Origin of the sequence: Glaciimonas sp. Gout2 (genome assembly GCF_035018905.1) — a bacterium.
Classification (GTDB): Bacteria; Pseudomonadota; Gammaproteobacteria; order Burkholderiales; family Burkholderiaceae_D; genus Glaciimonas.
Map to the genome: position 1 here is coordinate 1 of NZ_JASJXA010000055.1, position 18344 is coordinate 18344.

The 18344-nt window shown below is 48.6% G+C and carries 14 protein-coding genes; 6 read left to right on the forward strand and 8 right to left on the reverse strand.

Annotation, left to right across the window (positions count from 1 at the left end; all coding sequences use genetic code 11):
• Window positions 1-280 precede the first annotated feature (280 nt).
• The 4 genes from prsT (at window position 281) to QN379_RS21265 (ending at window position 5103) form a co-directional block, all read left to right on the forward strand.
• Window positions 281-3031 carry an XrtA/PEP-CTERM system TPR-repeat protein PrsT gene (prsT, locus tag QN379_RS21250; RefSeq protein ID WP_323507544.1) on the forward strand — a complete coding sequence of 917 codons (2751 nt, stop codon included), beginning with the start codon at window positions 281-283 and terminating at the stop codon, window positions 3029-3031.
• A gap of 118 nt (window positions 3032-3149) precedes the next feature.
• Window positions 3150-3401 (forward strand): acyl carrier protein, encoded by a 252-nt coding sequence (locus tag QN379_RS21255; RefSeq protein WP_323507537.1) that lies wholly within the window; start codon window positions 3150-3152, stop codon window positions 3399-3401.
• Complete coding sequence (locus tag QN379_RS21260) at window positions 3398-4267, forward strand: hydrolase 2, exosortase A system-associated (protein WP_322232295.1); 870 nt, start codon at window positions 3398-3400, stop codon at window positions 4265-4267. Before QN379_RS21255 ends, QN379_RS21260 begins: the two co-directional genes overlap by 4 nt.
• Complete coding sequence (locus tag QN379_RS21265) at window positions 4264-5103, forward strand: hydrolase 1, exosortase A system-associated (protein ID WP_323507538.1); 840 nt, start codon at window positions 4264-4266, stop codon at window positions 5101-5103. The genes QN379_RS21260 and QN379_RS21265 overlap by 4 nt, the downstream gene beginning before the upstream one ends.
• 112 nt (window positions 5104-5215) lie before the next feature.
• Here QN379_RS21265 and QN379_RS21270 read toward each other — a convergent pair whose 3' ends face one another.
• The 7 genes from QN379_RS21270 to QN379_RS21300 all read right to left on the reverse strand — a co-directional run bounded on the left by QN379_RS21270 (window position 5216) and on the right by QN379_RS21300 (window position 14559).
• Window positions 5216-5833 (reverse strand): XrtA/PEP-CTERM system exopolysaccharide export protein, encoded by a 618-nt coding sequence (locus tag QN379_RS21270; RefSeq protein ID WP_322232297.1) that lies wholly within the window; start codon window positions 5831-5833, stop codon window positions 5216-5218.
• Window positions 5834-5914: 81 nt separating this feature from the next.
• The gene (locus QN379_RS21275) at window positions 5915-6628 is read right to left on the reverse strand and encodes a serine protease (RefSeq protein WP_322232298.1); all 714 of its coding nucleotides are present in this window, start codon (window positions 6626-6628) and stop codon (window positions 5915-5917) included.
• Between the two features lie 162 nt (window positions 6629-6790).
• Window positions 6791-8029: a pyridoxal-dependent decarboxylase, exosortase A system-associated gene (locus QN379_RS21280; RefSeq protein ID WP_322232299.1), complete on the reverse strand. Its 1239-nt coding sequence runs from the start codon at window positions 8027-8029 to the stop codon at window positions 6791-6793.
• Window positions 8026-9618 carry an acyl-CoA ligase (AMP-forming), exosortase A system-associated gene (locus QN379_RS21285; protein WP_323507539.1) on the reverse strand — a complete coding sequence of 531 codons (1593 nt, stop codon included), beginning with the start codon at window positions 9616-9618 and terminating at the stop codon, window positions 8026-8028. Before QN379_RS21285 ends, QN379_RS21280 begins: the two co-directional genes overlap by 4 nt.
• An 82-nt stretch (window positions 9619-9700) precedes the next feature.
• Complete coding sequence (gene prsR, locus QN379_RS21290) at window positions 9701-11053, reverse strand: PEP-CTERM-box response regulator transcription factor (RefSeq protein WP_322232301.1); 1353 nt, start codon at window positions 11051-11053, stop codon at window positions 9701-9703.
• Complete coding sequence (gene prsK / locus QN379_RS21295) at window positions 11040-13169, reverse strand: XrtA/PEP-CTERM system histidine kinase PrsK (RefSeq protein ID WP_323507540.1); 2130 nt, start codon at window positions 13167-13169, stop codon at window positions 11040-11042. The genes prsR and prsK overlap by 14 nt, the downstream gene beginning before the upstream one ends.
• A 1-nt stretch (window position 13170) precedes the next feature.
• Complete coding sequence (locus QN379_RS21300; RefSeq protein WP_322232303.1) at window positions 13171-14559, reverse strand: TIGR03013 family XrtA/PEP-CTERM system glycosyltransferase; 1389 nt, start codon at window positions 14557-14559, stop codon at window positions 13171-13173.
• Window positions 14560-15445: 886 nt separating this feature from the next.
• On the opposite strand from QN379_RS21300, the gene QN379_RS21305 reads away from it, so the two are divergent.
• Window positions 15446-15766: a hypothetical protein gene (locus QN379_RS21305; protein WP_323507541.1), complete on the forward strand. Its 321-nt coding sequence runs from the start codon at window positions 15446-15448 to the stop codon at window positions 15764-15766.
• Between the two features lie 139 nt (window positions 15767-15905).
• Entirely contained in the window at window positions 15906-16313 is a 408-nt protein-coding gene (locus QN379_RS21310) for a RidA family protein (protein ID WP_323507542.1), read from the forward strand.
• Between the two features lie 63 nt (window positions 16314-16376).
• Here QN379_RS21310 and QN379_RS21315 read toward each other — a convergent pair whose 3' ends face one another.
• The gene (locus tag QN379_RS21315; RefSeq protein WP_323507543.1) at window positions 16377-17954 is read right to left on the reverse strand and encodes a gamma-glutamyltransferase family protein; all 1578 of its coding nucleotides are present in this window, start codon (window positions 17952-17954) and stop codon (window positions 16377-16379) included.
• Window positions 17955-18344 lie beyond the last annotated feature (390 nt).

Here is an 18344-nt window from a genome sequence, read left to right on the forward strand (position 1 = left end):
CAATAGATGAGAGTAGTTCCTAAAAATAATCAATTTATCGATCAAGATAATATTTAGATACTAAGAGGTGTAGTAGTTGTTATAGTCGTTGGTTTTAGTACAAAGCAAATGATGATGAAAAACCTCGCTGTTTCATCAGCGCTCTGCATGGCGACGTAAGTTAAATTTTATCAAAACGATAATTATTTGGCCCTCCATGCAATAGTTGTATTTTCCAAACCTCCGGCTCGACATGAAGTAACAAGGACGCGAAATGCTCAGTAAAGAAAACAGTTTTGTGATGAAAGCAACCCTCTTGTCGGCTGCGTTTCTATTTGCCTATGGCCTTGCTGCATGTAGCAGGACGCAGTCTGCAGACGCATTGATAAGCGAAGCAAGGAACTATCAGCAAAAAGGAGACGACGCGTCTGCACAAATTCAATTGAAAAATGTCCTGCAAAAAAATCCCGATAATGTGGAGGCCCGATATTTGCTGGGAATGATTGCCATAGAAACCGGCGATCCACAGTCAGCTGAGAAAGAACTGCGGAGGGCATTAAGCCTAGGGAAAAGCGCCGAGATGGTGTTGCCTGCCTTAGGGAAATCGCTGCTCATGCAAAATCAGTTTCAGAATGTGCTGGATCAAACAGAAAAAGTTTCTACGCAAGGCGACGTCCTGGCTATGAGAGGGAACGCCTATCTCGGACTGAGGAGAAATAAGGAGGCTAAAGAAGCCTTTGAATCTAGCCTCAAAAGTGACCCCGATTTTCCTGCTGCTCTCATTGGATTAGCCAAGAACGCGTTGATAGAGAATGATGTTGCGGCTGCCACCAGTTTTGCGGAACACGCAGTTAATAAAAACCCAAAGAATATCGAAGTACTGCTATTTAAGGCCAATTTGCTGAGTGGGCAACACGCTACTGAACCAGCTTTAGCGGCTTTTAATACTGTACTAGCACTGAAACCTGACAATGTCGACGCGCTGTTGAATAAAGCCTCTTTAGAAATAGGCGCGAAAAAATTTGCTGAAGCCAAGATCGATATCGATGCCGCGCAAAAAAGTGCTCCCAAGAATCTAATCGTTCTTTATATGCAGGGATTACTGGATTTTAGTCAGGGAAAAAACGCGGAGGCATTAGAAGGTATACAAAAAGTATTAAGTGCCATGCCGGACTATATGCCGGGGGTACTGATCGCCGGCGCACTTCAATACAATTTGGGATCAATGCCACAAGCGAAACAATATTTGACCAAATATCTCGCTAAGAATCCAAATAACCTCTATGCGCGCAAATTACTGGTCTCGACTTTTTTGAATAGCGGCGACATCGCTAACGCAAGTCTCGCTTTAGAGCCTGCATTGAAAGACCCTTCACAAGACGTCGAACTGTTAATGCTTGCCGGCCAGACTAATATGCAAAGCAAAAACTTTATCAAGGCGGCAGAATATTTCGAAAAAGCGAGTGCGTTGGTACCGCAAACTGCGAAGCCGCATACAGCATTAGGGTTGAGTAAGTTAGCCATGGGAGAAAATGTAGGAGGAGTCGCTGAACTGGAAATGGCGACGACTCTGGATACAAAATCGCCGCAATCGGGCATTTTGTTAATCATGGCGCACATACGTCTTCAGGAATTTGATAAAGCGCTCACGGCAGCAAACGCACTTGAGAAAGAACAGCCTAAAAATGTTCTCGTTCAAAGTCTAAAAGGTGATATTTATTACCAGCAAAATAACCTCGTTAGCGCACGCGCAAGTTTTGAAAAAGCTCTTTCGCTACAAGCGGCTTATTTTCCTGCAATTATCAACCTGGTTCAATTGGACTTAAGGGAAAAAAAACCTGATGTAGCAAGAAAGCGTCTCGAGGCTTTACTAGCAGTAGACAAAAAGAATATTCAGGCAATAAACGCCATGGCAAGTCTTGCGCTTTTTCAAAAACATCAAGAAGAAGCAACAGCTTGGCTAGAACGTGCGACACAGGAAGATCCAGAATCATTACCTGCCGCGATGCGCCTGACATCACGTTATTTGCAAATTAACGAAAAGTTAAAAGCGCTGACGCTGGCGCGTAAGTTGCAAGCCACCCATCCAACCGATCCCGACATGTTGAACCTGCTGGCTCAAACACAGTTTGCCAACAACGACAAATTAGCTGCGTTGGAAAGCTTTCAGAGACTAGTCGCTTTACTGCCAAATTCGCCTGTGACGCAGTTTAAAATTGCATCGGTTCAGATCGCTCTGGACAATCCTTCCGCTGCGTCGGAAGCAATTAAGAAGGCGCTTGCGATACAGCCTGATTATTTGGATGCCGAGATTTTGCAAACGTCCTTATATATGCGCAGTGGCAATCAGGCGCAAGCAATTGAGTTTGCCAGGAAGATCCAGAAACAAGCCGGACAGTCAGCCATAGGTTATGAAATAGAAGGCAATATCCTGCTATCCCAGAAAAAACCTGACTTAGCGGCGAAAGCCTATGAGCAAGCTTTTCTTGTGAATAACAAAAATGTAACACTGCTGATGAAGCTGCATGAATCGCTGAATTTAGCTGGCAAAACGAAAGAGGCAGATGCCCGGGTCAACCAATGGTTCGAGCAGCACCCAACGGAGGTTGCCCTACATATTTATCTAGCGGAAACCTATCTCGCGCAGAAGCAAACCAAAGCCGCAATCGTGCAATATCTATTGGTCTTACGTCAGGAACCTCGCAATATCGGTGTGCTCAACAATCTGGCCCTTGCGTATCAGCAAGAAAAAGATCCTCACGCATTGGAAACAGCAGAAAAAGCCCATCAATTGGCAATCGACAACCCTCAGGTAATGGATACGTTGGGCTGGTTGTTAATCGAACAGGGTGATACAACGCGCGGCCTTCCTCTTGTGCAAAAAGCCAGTAACGCTGCACCAGATGCGTTGGATATCCGGTATCACCTGGCGCTTGGATTGCTGAAGTCTGGCGACAAGGTCAAAGCAAGAATCGAACTGGATAAATTAATAGCAACAGGGAAAAACTTCGCAAATATGGAGGAAGCTAAGGCTTTGGCAAAGACAATATAATTGCTGTCGGCTGGCTTTAGCTAGAAGTAATCAGGCAAAGCCAGCATCCTTGTCGGGTTGCATTCGCTCACCCATTATTTACCATTCACCATTTATTTTTACTGCACCTGAATTGCATATGCACTCTATTGAACAGGTCAAGCTCCTCTTGGCGGATACCCTCAATCTTGGTGAGCGGGCAAGCACCTTGCACGCAGATTCCGGCTTGCTGGGAAGTATCCCAGAATTGGATTCAATGGCCGTTATCCACATCATTACCGCACTCGAAGAGCGCTTCGGCATTGTCATTGATGACGATGAAATCAGTGCTACTATTTTTTACACGGTAGGCAGTCTTGCCACTTTTATCGAGCAGAAACTAGCGCAATGAAAACGCATCCCGATCGCTTTCCTGCGGAATCTTTTTTTCTGACGGCCGCGCCTGGGAAGCGCTTTTGCATCTATCACGCACCACCGCCAGATCGCGTCTGTCGTGGGGCGTTTATTTACGTTCATCCATTTGCGGAAGAAATGAATCGGTCACGTCGAGTCGTCACATTGCAGGCCCGCCAATTTGCCGAGAACGGTTATGCCGTGCTGATAATTGATCTGTTCGGTTGCGGTGATAGCACTGGCGAATTTGCCGACGCAACGTGGGAAATTTGGAAGGCAGATCTGGGCATTGCAGAAAAATGGCTCATTCAGCGTTTGCACACCCAAATAGGTTTATGGGGGCTACGGTTGGGCGCATTACTCGCGATGGATTTCGCACGGCATGCGCAAAATCGGATAACCTCCATCATTCTTTGGCAGCCTGTGATCAACGGAAAATCCTTTATGACGCAGTTTCTCAGGCTACGCGCTGCAAGTAGCATTTTAGCCGACGGCCAGAAGCCCATCGGAACCTCAGTGACGACAAATGCAATGCGGAGTGCAATGCTTGACGGAGAAACGTTCGAAATAGCTGGCTATGACATTTCCCCCGCCCTTACTTCCGCCATTGATGCCCTCGATGCCAAGACGCTATGGGTGAATACTGCTCCGATATATTGGTTCGATATAAGTGGCCCTGGCCTCAATACAATACCGTCATTAACAACCGAAGTAGTCAACGAATGGCGGCGTCAGAATGCTGACTTACACCAGCATGCAGTGTTGGGACAGCCTTTTTGGGCATTACAAGATATATCGGACGCACCTGCATTGCTAACCGTCACTACATCCCTTCTTGATGAAGGTTCGGTGATGTCAAAATGAATGCTGAAGACCATGCTGTACGCTTCCTTTGTCACAATGATTGGCTGTATGGTGTCTTAAGTATGCCTGAGCAGGCCGGTAACAGAGGTGTCGTGATGCTGGTCGGTGGCCCGCAATATCGCGCGGGAAGTCATCGCCAATTTACGCTGCTGTCGCGCTATCTCGCTTCATCCGGCATAGCAACAATGCGGTTCGACTATCGAGGGATGGGTGACAGCGAAGGCGATACGCGAAATTTCGAGGATATTAATGATGACATCCGCTGTGCAATAGACCATTTTATTCAATCCGTTCCCGGCATGACTGAAGTGGTCATTTGGGGCCTCTGTGATGCAGCATCAGCAGCACTCTTTTATGCCTGGCGGGATAGCAGGGTTACCGGACTTGTTCTGCTTAATCCGTGGGTACGAACTGAAAGTGGTTTAGCAAAAGCCCATCTCAAACATTACTACTTCTCACGTCTGTCTGACAATGCCTTGTGGAAGAAGATTTTGACGGGGAAAGTGGATTATATTGCCGCGGCCCGCTCGTTAATCAATGACGTCAGGGTGGCGTGTTTTAAGCGCGCCCAACCAAGAGCATCAGCGTCATTACCGGATCGCATGTTTGATGGATACAGTCGTTTTAAGGGAAAAGTATTATTAATATTAAGCGGCGACGATCTGACCGCTAGTGAATTCAGCGATCTCGTTGCTTCAAACGAAAAATGGCGCGTACTTCTGGAAAATCAGCAAACTCAAACTCACACGTTACCCGGTGCAAATCATACTTTTTCAACGAGAGTATGGCGCGACAAAGTCGGGCGCTGGACCAAGGACTGGCTTCAGTCATGGTAGAAAATCCAAATTGATGGTGGATTTTAGCTACCATCAATTTGTATGTATTTGCACATAAATTTGCACAGTTATTTACAGATTTATTTATGCATCTATCGCAGCGGCGCGAACATCAAAAGAAGCTTTCCGGTATGACCAGTATGTCCCCGGGGCGCATCCATATATTGGCGGAAATATCACCGTCCTTAATCAAGTCATTCAGACGAACAGACAGTTTCCGTTGCTTGCCATCGATGGTCCGAATAATACTGGCTTTATTGCCGGATGCAAATTCAGTCATTCCCCCCACAGCAATCAGTACATCCAACAGAGACATTTCCTGACGATAGGAGAGTGCCTGCGGTTTGGCGGCCTGTCCGATGACGCGAATTTGCTCGCTGTACGATCCGACAAATCCAGTGACCATCACGGTAACTACTGGCTGCTGAATAAATTTGGTCAGAGAATTTTCTATATCTCTAGCCAGTTGCGTTGCGGTTTTACCACTAGCCGGCAGATCTTCCACCAAAGGCGTTGAAATTTTTCCGTCAGGGCGCACTGGAACACTGAGAGATACTTCGGGGTTATGCCAGACGATAATATTGAGATTATCTCCTGGACCAATCAGATAATCATGCCGCTGAACCTGGCTATCGTCCACCTGGGGTTGATGGCTGGTGCTAGCGCATCCCCCGAGCATCAACATCGAAACAGCTAAAACGGCTAACCATCTCATGAAGTCGCTATACATAATTTTTTTCCTTTTTGATCATTGAAGTTGAGACGAGAGTACAAAAAAAATACGGTGATTATTTTCATCTTGTTGATAAGCCTATCTGCGGGCAATCAGGTCACGCACAAAGTTGACCGGAATCGCATACGTAATGCCACTGGGATTAGTAATCGCAGCTTCCTTCGTTGAATTAATCACTTTGTTAATAACACCATATACAACGCCCGTTTCTGGATCGTATAACGGACTTCCGCTACCGCCGGGGTAAGCGGTTCCATCCAGTTGGAATACTGGATATGCGTTCCGTTGCATTTGTATGATGGCTTTTACGTCCAGATATTTGGCATTAGGCGCCTGCGTGGCAACCGGCGTAATCGCCGCAATCATGCCGCGATGGGTCACATGATGAAATCCTAGAATGCCGGTAAGAGGAAACCCTGTAAAAACCATCGATTGACCTTCTCGGACAGCAGTAGAGTCGCCCAGCTTCATAGGCGGAAGCGGCAGTCCGCTGATTTTTAACAAAGCCAGATCATGCAACTTATCCATGGCGATCAATACTGCATCCCGATACTCAATGCCCTCACCTTTTCCTACCGTAATACGTAAAGTTTCCTTGTGCTCACCATCAATCAACTCAGGGATAACGTGCGCATTAGTAATGACGCTAAGACCATCGCCCACAACAAATCCAGTACCCACAAAACTAGTCGCTGGGCTACGGAGCTGCAAGAAAGTGCCAATCCCAACAATGGATGGCTTAACGCTTTCAATCGTCTGCATCAACTCGCTGGCACTGATAGGTTCCAGCAAACAATACCCAATTAAAAAAATAAGGGACTTTCTAACCAACGATAATGTATTTTTCACATAGTCTCCCATTGGGGATATATTGAAGTCGAACATAAAAAATCTAAAAAAAATGGTTGCGATTTTTTACTCGTAATAGTGTTATCACAAGTCATAAGTCACCATTCATACCAGCACTTCGCCAGCCGCAGCCTGGCTAAGAAAAGCCGTAGGGCTAGCAGTCAAACCGTACGCACCGGATTGAAACAAAACAATCAAGTCCCCAACCTCTGCCTTAGCCAATTCCATATCTTCTGCAAGTATGTCGAGCGGTGTACATAATGGCCCCACCACGGACACTACTTCGCGCGCGGTCTCCAACATTTTATTGCCCACCGTGACCGGATAATTTTTGCGAATCACCTGACCAAAGTTGCCGGAGGCGGCCAAATGGTGATGCAACCCACCGTCAACAACTAAAAAAATCTTCCCACGTGAGGTCTTACGATCCAGAATCCGAGAAACATAGACGCCTGCTTCGCCCACCAGATAGCGTCCCAACTCGATGACTATCTCAGTATTCCCCAACGCAGCCCGCACACGCGGTAGCCACTGCCCTAGATGCTCACCGATCGGACGCACATCTAAAGGCTTATCTCCGGGAAAGTAAGGGATACCGAATCCCCCGCCAATATTAAGAAAACGCATGGGCTGTGGTGCGTACCCGGCAAGCCGAAAAGCCAAATCAAATGTACGCGATTGTGCATCCATAATTGCAGCGGGGTTTAGGCTCTGGGAGCCGCTAAAAATTTGTAATCCGTGAAAATCGACATCTAACCATGCAAGGCGTTTGAGCAGCTGCGGCACCAATTCGGCATCGATACCAAATGGTTTGGGACCGCCACCCATTTTCATACCCGATGTTTTCATTTCGAAATCCGGATTTACCCGCACAACCACCCGAGGCGCAATTCCAAGTAGTTGCCCGATATCAACAACTGCTTCAAGCTCGTGCTCCGACTCCAGATGAATGACCACACCGGCGGCGATCGCTTGGGTTAACTCTGCGGCTGTTTTTCCTGGTCCGGCGAAACTGATACAGTCTGGCCTCATAGGCGTATCGAGCGCCACTTTAAGTTCGCCGCCAGACGCAATATCAAATCCATCGACCAGATTGGCCATACACTGAACGACAGCAGGCATCGGATTTGCCTTGATCGAATAATGCAGCGCGATCTCTTTTGGCAAAGAACTGCGAAGGTACTGCGCCCGCGCTACCAGCAGGCCGCGATCATACGCATAAAACGGCGTCTTTCCGACACGCTGAGCCAGTTGTGTCAACGGTATGCCGCCAATCTGAAGGCAATTGCCGACGGTCGGAAACTTCTGCTGCGGCGCATGAACTGGTTTCGGCAGCATCGTCATTTCACCTGATCAGTAAAAAATGAAGCTAAGCTCAGTTGCAAAAACTTGCGATCAATTTTCCCGTTTGGGGTACGCGGCAACATATCTGCCCATTCCTCGACGTGCGCTGGAACCATATACGATGGCAAACGACTCTGACATCCCTTAAGCAAAGCCTGAGACGATGACATGCCGTCAGCGCGTGGGACCACAACAATAATAGCTTGGCCCAACTGTGGGTGCGGCACACCAATTGCGGCTGCCTCCGCCACCAATCCTGTTGCGTAGACCACCTCTTCTACTTCATGCGGGCTAACCCGATAACCTGATACTTTGATCATGTCGTCATCGCGTCCAATGAAATAGAGAAATCCCTCTTCGTCCAAGCGCACGGTGTCGCCCGACCACACTGCAATCTCGGCGAACGGAAGCGCCTTGTCCTGTCCTGGCGCAGGCTTAAAGTGCCGCGCAGTTTTTTCTGGATTATTCCAATAGCCCATAGCGACCAATGCACCACGATGCACTAATTCCCCCGGCTCATTCGGCTCGCAAAGGGTTCCGTCGGGACGAACCACAATCACTTCAGCATTTGGAATGGCACGTCCAATCGAATTGGGGCGCGTAGCGATTTCAGAAGGTGGCAGAAAAGTGGAACGGAATGCCTCCGTTAGCCCGTACATCAAATAAATCTGCGTTGCAGGTAATGCCGCACGCATTTTATCCAATGTCGGACGCTGTAACGCGCCTCCAGAATTGGTAATGTAGCGCAAACTACTTGCATCACCCCAATCTTGTTGCGCCAATTGATTCCACAGCGGCGGAACAGCAGCAAGACCGGTAATGCGCTCAGTCTTTACGGCCCTGACGATATCCGGTGGAAATAAATAGTTCATCAAAACGACTGAAGCACCGGCATAAAACGCAGTCGTCAACTGGCTCAATCCATAGTCGAAACTCAACGGTAACGCAGCAAGAATGCGATCTTGTGCGGCATTACCCAGATAACCTGCCACACTGACTGCACCTGCAACCATATTACGATGAGATAGGACGACCCCTTTCGCGCGGCCCGTACTGCCGGAGGTATAAAGAATGGCGGCCATGTCGCTATCAATACGACGGTGGCGTGTCAAGGACCTGAGTTTATGACAAACCTCGTCCCAATAGACAAAGTCTATGCCCTGCAATAAAGAGGAATTTGGCAATGCCGCCCCTGAGCCGACGATAATAACCGTATGCAAATCCCTGCTCTGCTGCATTACATCCGCAAGAGCCGCCAACCGGTCGGTCGTCGTTATCAGGATCTTGACGTTGCAATCAGCAAGAATATGCGCGACCTGAGCAGATTTGAGCAGTGGATTGACGGGCACAAATACGGCTCCGGCCGCTGCCGCACCAAACATTCCCACCACCGCTTCGAAACGTTTCTCCAGATATATCGCAACCCGTTCACCGGCATTGATCCGAAGCTCGAGCAAAAGCTGCGCCATTGCATCGACTTGTGTCGCCAGTCCAGCATACCCGAGACGATGTCCTTGATACACCAAGGCTTCTGCATCTGGCGACGCAGAGGCTGCGTGAAAAATAAACTCGTGAACAAGATTAGTCATTGCGGCAAAAAATCAAAAAAGGTAGACGGCTTACAGGGCCAGATAAATGTAACTTTCAATCAAAAGACTGTGCTTACTCAACTTACTTAATCCCATGTCGTCCGATTAAGTCATACAACGTTGGCCGACTAACGCCAAGTAATTCAGCGGCCTTAAGAATATTGCCGTCCGCTCGACCCAATGCCTTCACCACAGCTTTGTATTCCGCGTCGTCTCGTATCTGCCGTAAGTTAATCGGCTCCTCCGTCGATGGATTCACAGCCAGACCCAGATCATCCGCGGTTATCTGGGGACCATCCGCCATGATGACAGCACGCATCACGCAATTTTCCATCTCACGTACATTGCCGGGCCATGCATAACCTTCGATCGCAGTCAAAGCCTCCTGGCTAAAGCGCAGCACAGAACGTCCCTCTTTGGCGCTGATCTTATTGACAAAGTGATGGGCCAGTAATGTCGCATCACCGGCTCGCTCCCTCAATGTAGGAATCTTGATCACGATCTCGCTCAAGCGGAAATATAAATCCTCCCGAAAGCGTCCGGTAACAGTCAACTCTTTTAAATTTTGGTGGGTCGCGCAAACGACACGCACATCAACTGGAATTTCAGTGTGACCACCAACGCGCTCAATGACACGCTCCTGCAAGAACCGTAGAAGTTTTGCTTGTAAAGACATCGGCAAATCGCCCACTTCATCCAGAAAAAACGTGCCACCATGGGCCAGCTCTACCTTGCCTAACGTTTGCTTGGCAGCGCCGGTGAACGCACCTTTTTCATAGCCAAATAACTCGCTCTCCAGAAGATTCTCGGGTATGGCGGCGCAATTAATTGCCATGAAGCGATGCCCATGACGCGCGCTAAGCTGATGCAATGCCCGCGCCAGGATTTCCTTTCCTGTACCGCTGTCACCCAACAGCATGACCGAAGCAGAAGACGGAGCAACCTTCTCTATATTGCGGCAGACCTTCAACATGCCAGCATCACGGCTAATCAGGCCAGTCATCGGCGAGTCGCTTTGTGCCAATTGCATGCGGCGATTTTCGCGCTGCAGTGCATGCAAATAAAAAGCACGTTCAACGACCAGACGTAATATTTCATCGTCACACGGCTTTTGATGGAAATCATACGCGCCCATACCGATCGCACTGACCGCATGGGCGTGGTCCTGATTGCCGGTTAAAACGATTAACTTGGTATCAGGAGCAAGCGCCAGTAATTGCTGTAACGTGGCCAATCCCTCGGTCGCACCGTCTGGATCGGGTGGCAAGCCAAGGTCCATCGTCACGACCGCAGGTTCGTGCCGCCGCATCATTGCCAGCGCGCTTTCACGGTCACCTGCAATCAGGACTTCATAAGCGTCGAAACTCCAGCGCAATTGCTTTTGGAGGCCAGGATCGTCTTCGATGATCAACAGCTTTGGTTTATTTTGACTCACTGGCTTCCTCTTGCAATAGCGCGATAGGTTTCGTCGTATCCTTATGAAATGGCAGCATCATCAGAAAGTTTGTGCCGATTGACTCTTGACTGATGACGGTAAGTTGGCCTCCCAACTCATTGATATACTCGTGACTTTCAAACACACCAATACCCATTCCTGCCGATTTCGTACTTTCAAAAGGCTTAAACAATCGGTCACGAATGAACTCCTTGCTCATCCCTCGTCCTGTATCGTTGATCGATATCGCCACACGTTCATCAACCTTTGCAACACTAACGACCACTTTGCCGGCTTTGGATGTTGCTTCAATCGCGTTCTGAATGATGTGACCAATCACCCGTTCCAGCCTTTCCCAATCGGCCATCACCACTAAGCCGGGATCACCGATCTCAAGCGTAGGTCGGGGTTCTGCACGCGACTTGGACTGAATGATTTGCTGTAAGAGCGCATCAATGTTCAACGGAATATAGGTCTCAATAGCGTCTTTACGGCTCAACTTCTGCAACAACAATTTCATCTTTTGCACTGAGTGATCAATCGTCGCGAGCATGTCTTTTTGAAATTCTGGATTGTGCTTATGCTTTTCTGCATTCGACATCAATAGCGATAGCTGTGAAATCAAATTTTTCAAATCATGTACAACAAACGTCGACATACGATTAAAGGATTCAAATTGTCGCGCAACCATCAAGGCATGCGCAGATTCCTGCTGCGCCAAATAACTAGCGGCCTGACTGCCCGCAATTTTAAGCAAGTCTATGACCTCCCAATTTAAATTCAACGCACTTCTGGGTTGGGCCAGCACAACAAACCCCAACAATTTTCCATGCAAGCTAAGTGGTATTACTAACCAGGCTTTGGAAAAATTGCACAACCACTCAGGCAGTGCGACATTGGTATAACGCGTCGGATTGTCTGCATACTCTTTAAGATCAATCACCCATTGTTTCTGCTCAAGAAAACGACATAAGGAAAGATTCGCGGGGTCGGACTGGCTCATGAGAGACATATTCCAATTTGCGAGGCGTTCACAGTGTCCTGATTGTCCTGATTCGCGGGTGACAAAAAGCGCCCCTCCCGGACTTTCGACCAACTTGGCTAATGCCTGAACAACGCGCACTCCTAAATCAGGTCCATCTTCGGACAAAATCCGCGTAAATCGTAACCACTCTTCACGATAGTCATAGGTGTAATTAAAAAAATGCTTGCTGATCACCACTCGTAACCATGAACGAAATACGCCAGAAAACAATATACAACCCAGCAAAATCAACGCGCCAAACAAAAATGCTACCTGAATGACTGTGCCCCAACGGCCACCAAAATAGCGCAGGTAATAACCGGCAGATGCCATCGCCAATAAGTAAATTGCTGCGCCAAAAAGTGACACGGAATGAAACGCAATGCGACGAGAAACGGTGAAACCCAGTGACCATTTGGGATTACGGGATGCCGACATAGCAATCAACGGCACTGTCAGCGCGTTGACGACACCGCGAGCCGACCATATCTCGATATTGACGTGCCGAAACAGCATAGCGTCGCTATACATATAAAAATCATAGGCAAATAGACCACCCATGCCCATGCAAGCAAATTTAATTCCCCAGCGTTCTTCGACAGGTGTATTGCGATAAAGCTGCTCCACCAACAGAAGTCCAAGTACAGCGGATGCTAATCGGCCAACGGTACTAGCCATCACAACGATCTCTGCAACGACAAAATGCTGTTCCGTATTTCTGGCAAGGGTAGCCAATAAAATGACCAGATAAAATATCCCGATCGCAACGACTACCGAATTTAATCTTGGCCCAGACAGACTTTTCGGTTTCTGAAAAAAACCCATCAGCAATAGCAGGAAACCAGTCCACCCGGCATTCCTGAGCACTTCGGTTACATCGCTGATTACTGAAAAATGCGTGGCCCAACCGGACTGCCAGGCCAGCGTCGCACTCCATCCTATCGTCAGCAGACAGGAAAATATCAGCGCCTTAGCGTTAAGTTGCTTCCTCCAACTGGTCAGCAGCAGCACAATGAGAGAAAAAAATGCGAGCATTGCCAACGAGTAGCCCAGTACCGCGATGTTCATCGACATTTGAAAGGCTACCGCCATCTTATCTGCCGGCCCCAAAAAGCACGACTCTGAGCGTATCTATCAATATAAGAATGTCCAAAAATAAGCTGTTGTTTTTGACATAGTACAAATCATATTGCAGCTTCTGAATCGCATCCTCCACCGAAGAACCGTATTGATAACGGACCTGCGCCCACCCGGTTATTCCCGGCTTTACGCTATGCCTGACGTTATAGAACAGAATTTCTTTGCTGAGTTGCCTGACAAAATATGGCCGTTCCGGTCGAGGGCCGACAAAACTCATTTCCCCCTTCAGGACGTTAAGAATTTGCGGCAGTTCATCAATACGCAATTTGCGAATGATCGAGCCGACCCTGGTTATACGGGGATCATTCGACGAGGCCCACTGCGGTTTTCCTGACTGCTCCGCATCGTTTCGCATGCTACGAAATTTGATCACCATGAAGCAGTCACCATCTTTTCCGACGCGCTCCTGCTGATAAAAAATCGGCGCCCGATCCTCGATGAAAATACACAAAGCAGCAAGCAGCATGATCGGTGCTGTAAAAATCAGAAGGATCACACTAGTTAATATGTCGAAAAATCTTTTGAAGAAAACACGCAGCGTCGTCTGGTCAAATCCAGTACCAAAGACTAGCCAACTCGGCAGCAAAGAATCGACTCTGATCTGGCACACTTCTCTTTCAAAAAATGCCGCTGACTCGATGACGCGGATACCGCTTAGCTTGCATTCCAGCAACTCATTGATACGTCCACTCGCTCCACGCCGATTTTGTAGTGCGACCACAATCTCATTAACATCATGCCTTCTGGCAATCGTTAGCAACGACTCATCAGCGCAAAAAATGTTGCCTTGTGGCACGCAATTAGTTTCGCTCCCGACGGAAACATAACCGACGATATGATATTTATTGTCACTGATACCGCTGGCCACTACGCTACATTCACGCGCCAGTTCGCCAATACCTAAAAAAATAATCCTTGAAGCCAGAAATTCAGATTTAGAAAATTTAAAAAATATGGCGCGTGCCAGCAGAATGCCTACGCCTGCAAAAAAAAATGCTAATAGCAAGATACCGCGACCCAGATAGAGTTCGGGAGCCACATAAAAAACGACGATCAAGATCCCAAGTCCCATTGCGAACGAAGGCATAATGCGAAGAAATGTCGTGCGCAGCCCTCCATTTAGGTTACGTTGATACATTCCGAGCGCACTCATCCCGAACACGATTGAAACAACAAACGCACAATTTGAAGGCAAAAATTCGGCGAAGTTTGTCGCCCAATGGCTACCTCCAACGAATCGAATATTGACGCCCAGGTACGCAGCGCTCAGCAAAATCAGAATTTCCACGCCAAGCAGAATAGATACTATTTTTGATACATAGTGATTTGAAATTTTTAACACGCTTAGCTCCGCACCCTTGTTGCTCCACGAAATCCACTACACAGCATGGAACAATGATTACTCATTACGGCGAATATCACTTTTGTCGTTCTTACACGGTCAAAAAAGTTATTACTCGGGCAGAGACGTATTCAGACTTGGCAATTGCGTTGTCGCTTATGCCGGAAAAAAACTGGTAATGACCCACTAGAAAAACTTTCATAGAGCAAAAATTTATACGAAAAAAATCCTTGGTGTTCTTTGATAAATTTTTCCCCGATGACATGAACAATCACTTTTTCAATACTGCAACTTTAGTTAAAATGTTCTATTTATAGTCACATAACTATAGCGCTGGAAATTGTCAAGATTCCTACGAAAACTGACATTTCCTATCATTTATTTTTCTCGTAAAAATAATAGAGTTCACAAAAATATGAGTAACTACTCAAGAGATTTGATGCCGCCAGACCTCGCGAATGAGAGATGGAGATAAGCGAATGCACAAAAAAAATCGCGGCTTTAGTACACATTCCTCGCTTTATCGGACTCTCAATAAAGTTTGCACTTAGGGAAATCTCCGTTATGGTTTGGCTGTCCTCGAGAAAAAGGGGATCGGGCTTGAGAACCTGCCATCCATAGCGCACAAACGGCCCAAAGCCGTTTTTTTACGTGCGTCTGCCTTTGTTGCGCCTTCATTGGGCGGCATCGGTGGGAGCCTTCGGGCTGCCGGTGGCTATGGATGCCTGTTTTTCAACCTGCCTTTGCTGCGCACCCGCTTGAGAACCGGTCGCAGTGTAATCGACACCTTTAGAAATCACACTATGCCAATTACCACGACGCCTATTCACCCCAACTTATACAACATTAGTCGCTTTTACAGCCAAACCAGCACGGTGGACCACTCATGAACACACCACCACCATCACCATCCAACCAACCAGAATTTCCAGGAGCATTCCATCAATCATTTTCGTGGCTACCTTTGGAACACAAACATAATGAGCGCGAGCAGTTTTATGCCATGACGGTAGACGGCTGCGAAGGCATCAAAACATGCCTCGATATAGTCCATTTGAGTAATTCGGATAGAAATACCGATACCGCCCCAACACTGGATATTGTTGCGACGGAGCGCTTGCTGCGTCTGGCACTGATGTCATCTCAACTGCTGGCGGACATGGCTGCGCGTCGTATTGATCGGCTTGATGACAGAACCAGCAGGTAACCTGAAAAAGGTGCGTCTGGGCGGATGGCGACGATGCAAGCGCCTCACCCTGCCCTTAGCATCATCAGACCGCGGCGGCGCAACGCCGCGCTGCTAAGATAGAGTTATCCCACCATCCATCGTATTTGGAGATTTGCAGATGACGACCAAGAAACAGACTTTTTCATTTCCTCAGAGCAAAGGCGTTCCGGCCCAAGTGGGTCCGTTTGCACATGCCACTCAATGGGGCGATATGGTGTTTATTACCGGACAAATGCCGACCGATCCCGTTACCGGCGGGGTGGTCGGCGACGATATCGTGACGCAAGCCACGCAAGTACGCAAAAACCTGGAGGCCGTGCTGATCCAGTTTGGCCTGACATTTGATGACGCGTTAATGGTGCGGATTTACCTCACCTCTTTTGACGATTACGACGCGTTTAATACTGCGTATGGGAGCTGGTTCAAAGGTCCGCTGCCCAGCCGCACCTGCGTCGGTGTCACCGGACTGGCAGTTGGGGCGATTGTTGAGATTGACTTGATTGCGGGAATACCAAAGAAGCAATGAGAGACGCAATGCGTTGAGGCCTACCGAGGCGTGCATCCACACAAGATGCACGCCGAGCCGCAATTACACGCCAGCGCAAACGCCATCTGCACGGGGATCGGTAGCACCTTCGATCATGCCATTGGGATGCACGGCGACCACACCCGCATGGCCCATCATATCGGTGTAATCGTCAACGACTTCGACTTCATGCCCTGCACGACGTAAGGCTAAGATAGTCTCCGGATCGATGCGCCCTTCCACCTTGAGATTCGTCGAAACATCGCCCCACGTGCGGCCCAGTAGCCAGCGCGGAGCGCTCACTGCGCGTTGCATATTTTGTCCAAATAAGACGTGACGCGTGAACACCGCCGCTTGCGTCTGAGGCTGGCCCTCTCCACCCATGGTGCCGTAGGCAATCGTGCGGCCATCGTTGAGTTTGGCTAATGATGGATTGAGGGTGTGAAAAGGTAGTTTGCCCGGCAAAAGTTGATTAACTCCGTCGTCAAGAGAAAAACTGGCACCACGGTTTTGCCAGACTACGCCAGTATCCGGTACGACGACACCGCTGCCGAACTCCCAAAAAATACTTTGAATGTAGCTGACGACTCTACCTTGCGCATCAGCGGCACCCATCCAGATGGTGTCACCAGGTTTGGCAGGATGCGGCCAAGGCGCAGCCATGTCGGATCGAATGTAGGCGGCCTCGCTATCAAGTAGCGCTTCTTTGAGCCAGTCGCCAGCATTAACGCTCATGTGGGCGGGGTCACTGACGTGCGCGTTGCGCAGGATGAACGCACGTTTGGTCGCTTCGACCAGACCGTGAATATGCGCGAAGCCATCGGCTTCCGTCACGCCCAAGCGGTCAAACAGGCCGATGATCATCAAGGCCGACACGCCTTGCGTGGGTGGCGGCAAATTGTAGACACTACCTGACCGCAACTGCACCTTTAAGGGCGCAACTATTTGCGCACGGTAGGTGGCAAGATCGGCGGCGCGAAGCGGACTGCCTAGCCGTTCGAGACCGCTGGTCAAGGTTTGTGCCAGATCGCCACGATAAAAGTCGTCTAGACCTGCGTGCGCCATTCTCTCCAGCGTGGACGCCAGTGCTGGTTGTTTGAGGATGTCGCCTTCGCTCGGCACGCCACCGTGCGCATACGTATCGACAAAGCCCGGCTGATCAGATAGTTGAGACCATTTATCACGTGTCAGTTGCACTTGTGAACGGGTAATGGGCACACCAGCTTTGGCATGACCGATCGCATCCGACAACAGCCTTGCAACCGGCAATGCTTTCCTCCAGCGACTGGCATGCTCCAACGCCACGGACCAACCGGAGACCGCACCAGCTACCGTCAATGCTGCACGTGCACCACGGGTCGGGATACTTTGTTCACCAGCGTAGAACTGGCGATCCGCCAAACCCGCAGAAGGACCGCATGCCTGAATTGCGACCGGCTCACGACCGGGTTCGCTGATGATCCAAAAACCGTCTCCACCAATGCCGTTCATGTGCGGATAAACAACGGCAATGGCGGCTGCGGCGGCAACCATTGCCTCGACTGCGTTTCCACCTTCGCGCAATACGGCAGCACCGGCTTGCGCTGCGAGATGGTGCGGTGCGGTAACCATACCGCCGACACACGTTTTGCTATGCAACATACTTGCTCCTATTGGTTTTGATTTAATGTCGTTCCGCACAGTGCCCGTAAAAGCAGCGTGCGTAATTATGTGCTTTCACCTGGTTCTAAATCTGTGTTTTATCAGTCAAGCTAAATAGTAGTATTAACGATTTCTGAATAATTGGTTAGATTATTTTAATTGTAAAATTGAGGTCTCTTTCGTATCGTATATTCTTTTGTTAGCCAGAATTCGCTGCACGAAGAACGATAAACTTCAATCGATAAACTGCGTGTTTATCGAAGCGACTTATTCCCGTTAAAACAAAAAAATCAAAAATGACGGAGACTAAAAAATGTTTAAAAATATTTGTGTCGCATTAATTATCTTTTTGCCCTTCTTTCAATCCACAAGCGCCTCTGCGCAACAGCC

Coding starts and splice junctions, on each gene's coding strand:
- prsT (WP_323507544.1), top strand. CDS start 281: ATGAAAGCAACCCTCTTGTCGGCTGCGTTTCTATTTGCCTATGGCCTT.
- QN379_RS21255 (WP_323507537.1), top strand. CDS start 3,150: ATGCACTCTATTGAACAGGTCAAGCTCCTCTTGGCGGATACCCTCAAT.
- QN379_RS21260 (WP_322232295.1), top strand. CDS start 3,398: ATGAAAACGCATCCCGATCGCTTTCCTGCGGAATCTTTTTTTCTGACG.
- QN379_RS21265 (WP_323507538.1), top strand. CDS start 4,264: ATGAATGCTGAAGACCATGCTGTACGCTTCCTTTGTCACAATGATTGG.
- QN379_RS21270 (WP_322232297.1), bottom strand. CDS start 5,833: ATGTATAGCGACTTCATGAGATGGTTAGCCGTTTTAGCTGTTTCGATG.
- QN379_RS21280 (WP_322232299.1), bottom strand. CDS start 8,029: ATGACGATGCTGCCGAAACCAGTTCATGCGCCGCAGCAGAAGTTTCCG.
- QN379_RS21285 (WP_323507539.1), bottom strand. CDS start 9,618: ATGACTAATCTTGTTCACGAGTTTATTTTTCACGCAGCCTCTGCGTCG.
- prsK (WP_323507540.1), bottom strand. CDS start 13,169: ATGGCGGTAGCCTTTCAAATGTCGATGAACATCGCGGTACTGGGCTAC.
- QN379_RS21305 (WP_323507541.1), top strand. CDS start 15,446: ATGAACACACCACCACCATCACCATCCAACCAACCAGAATTTCCAGGA.
- QN379_RS21310 (WP_323507542.1), top strand. CDS start 15,906: ATGACGACCAAGAAACAGACTTTTTCATTTCCTCAGAGCAAAGGCGTT.
- QN379_RS21315 (WP_323507543.1), bottom strand. CDS start 17,954: ATGTTGCATAGCAAAACGTGTGTCGGCGGTATGGTTACCGCACCGCAC.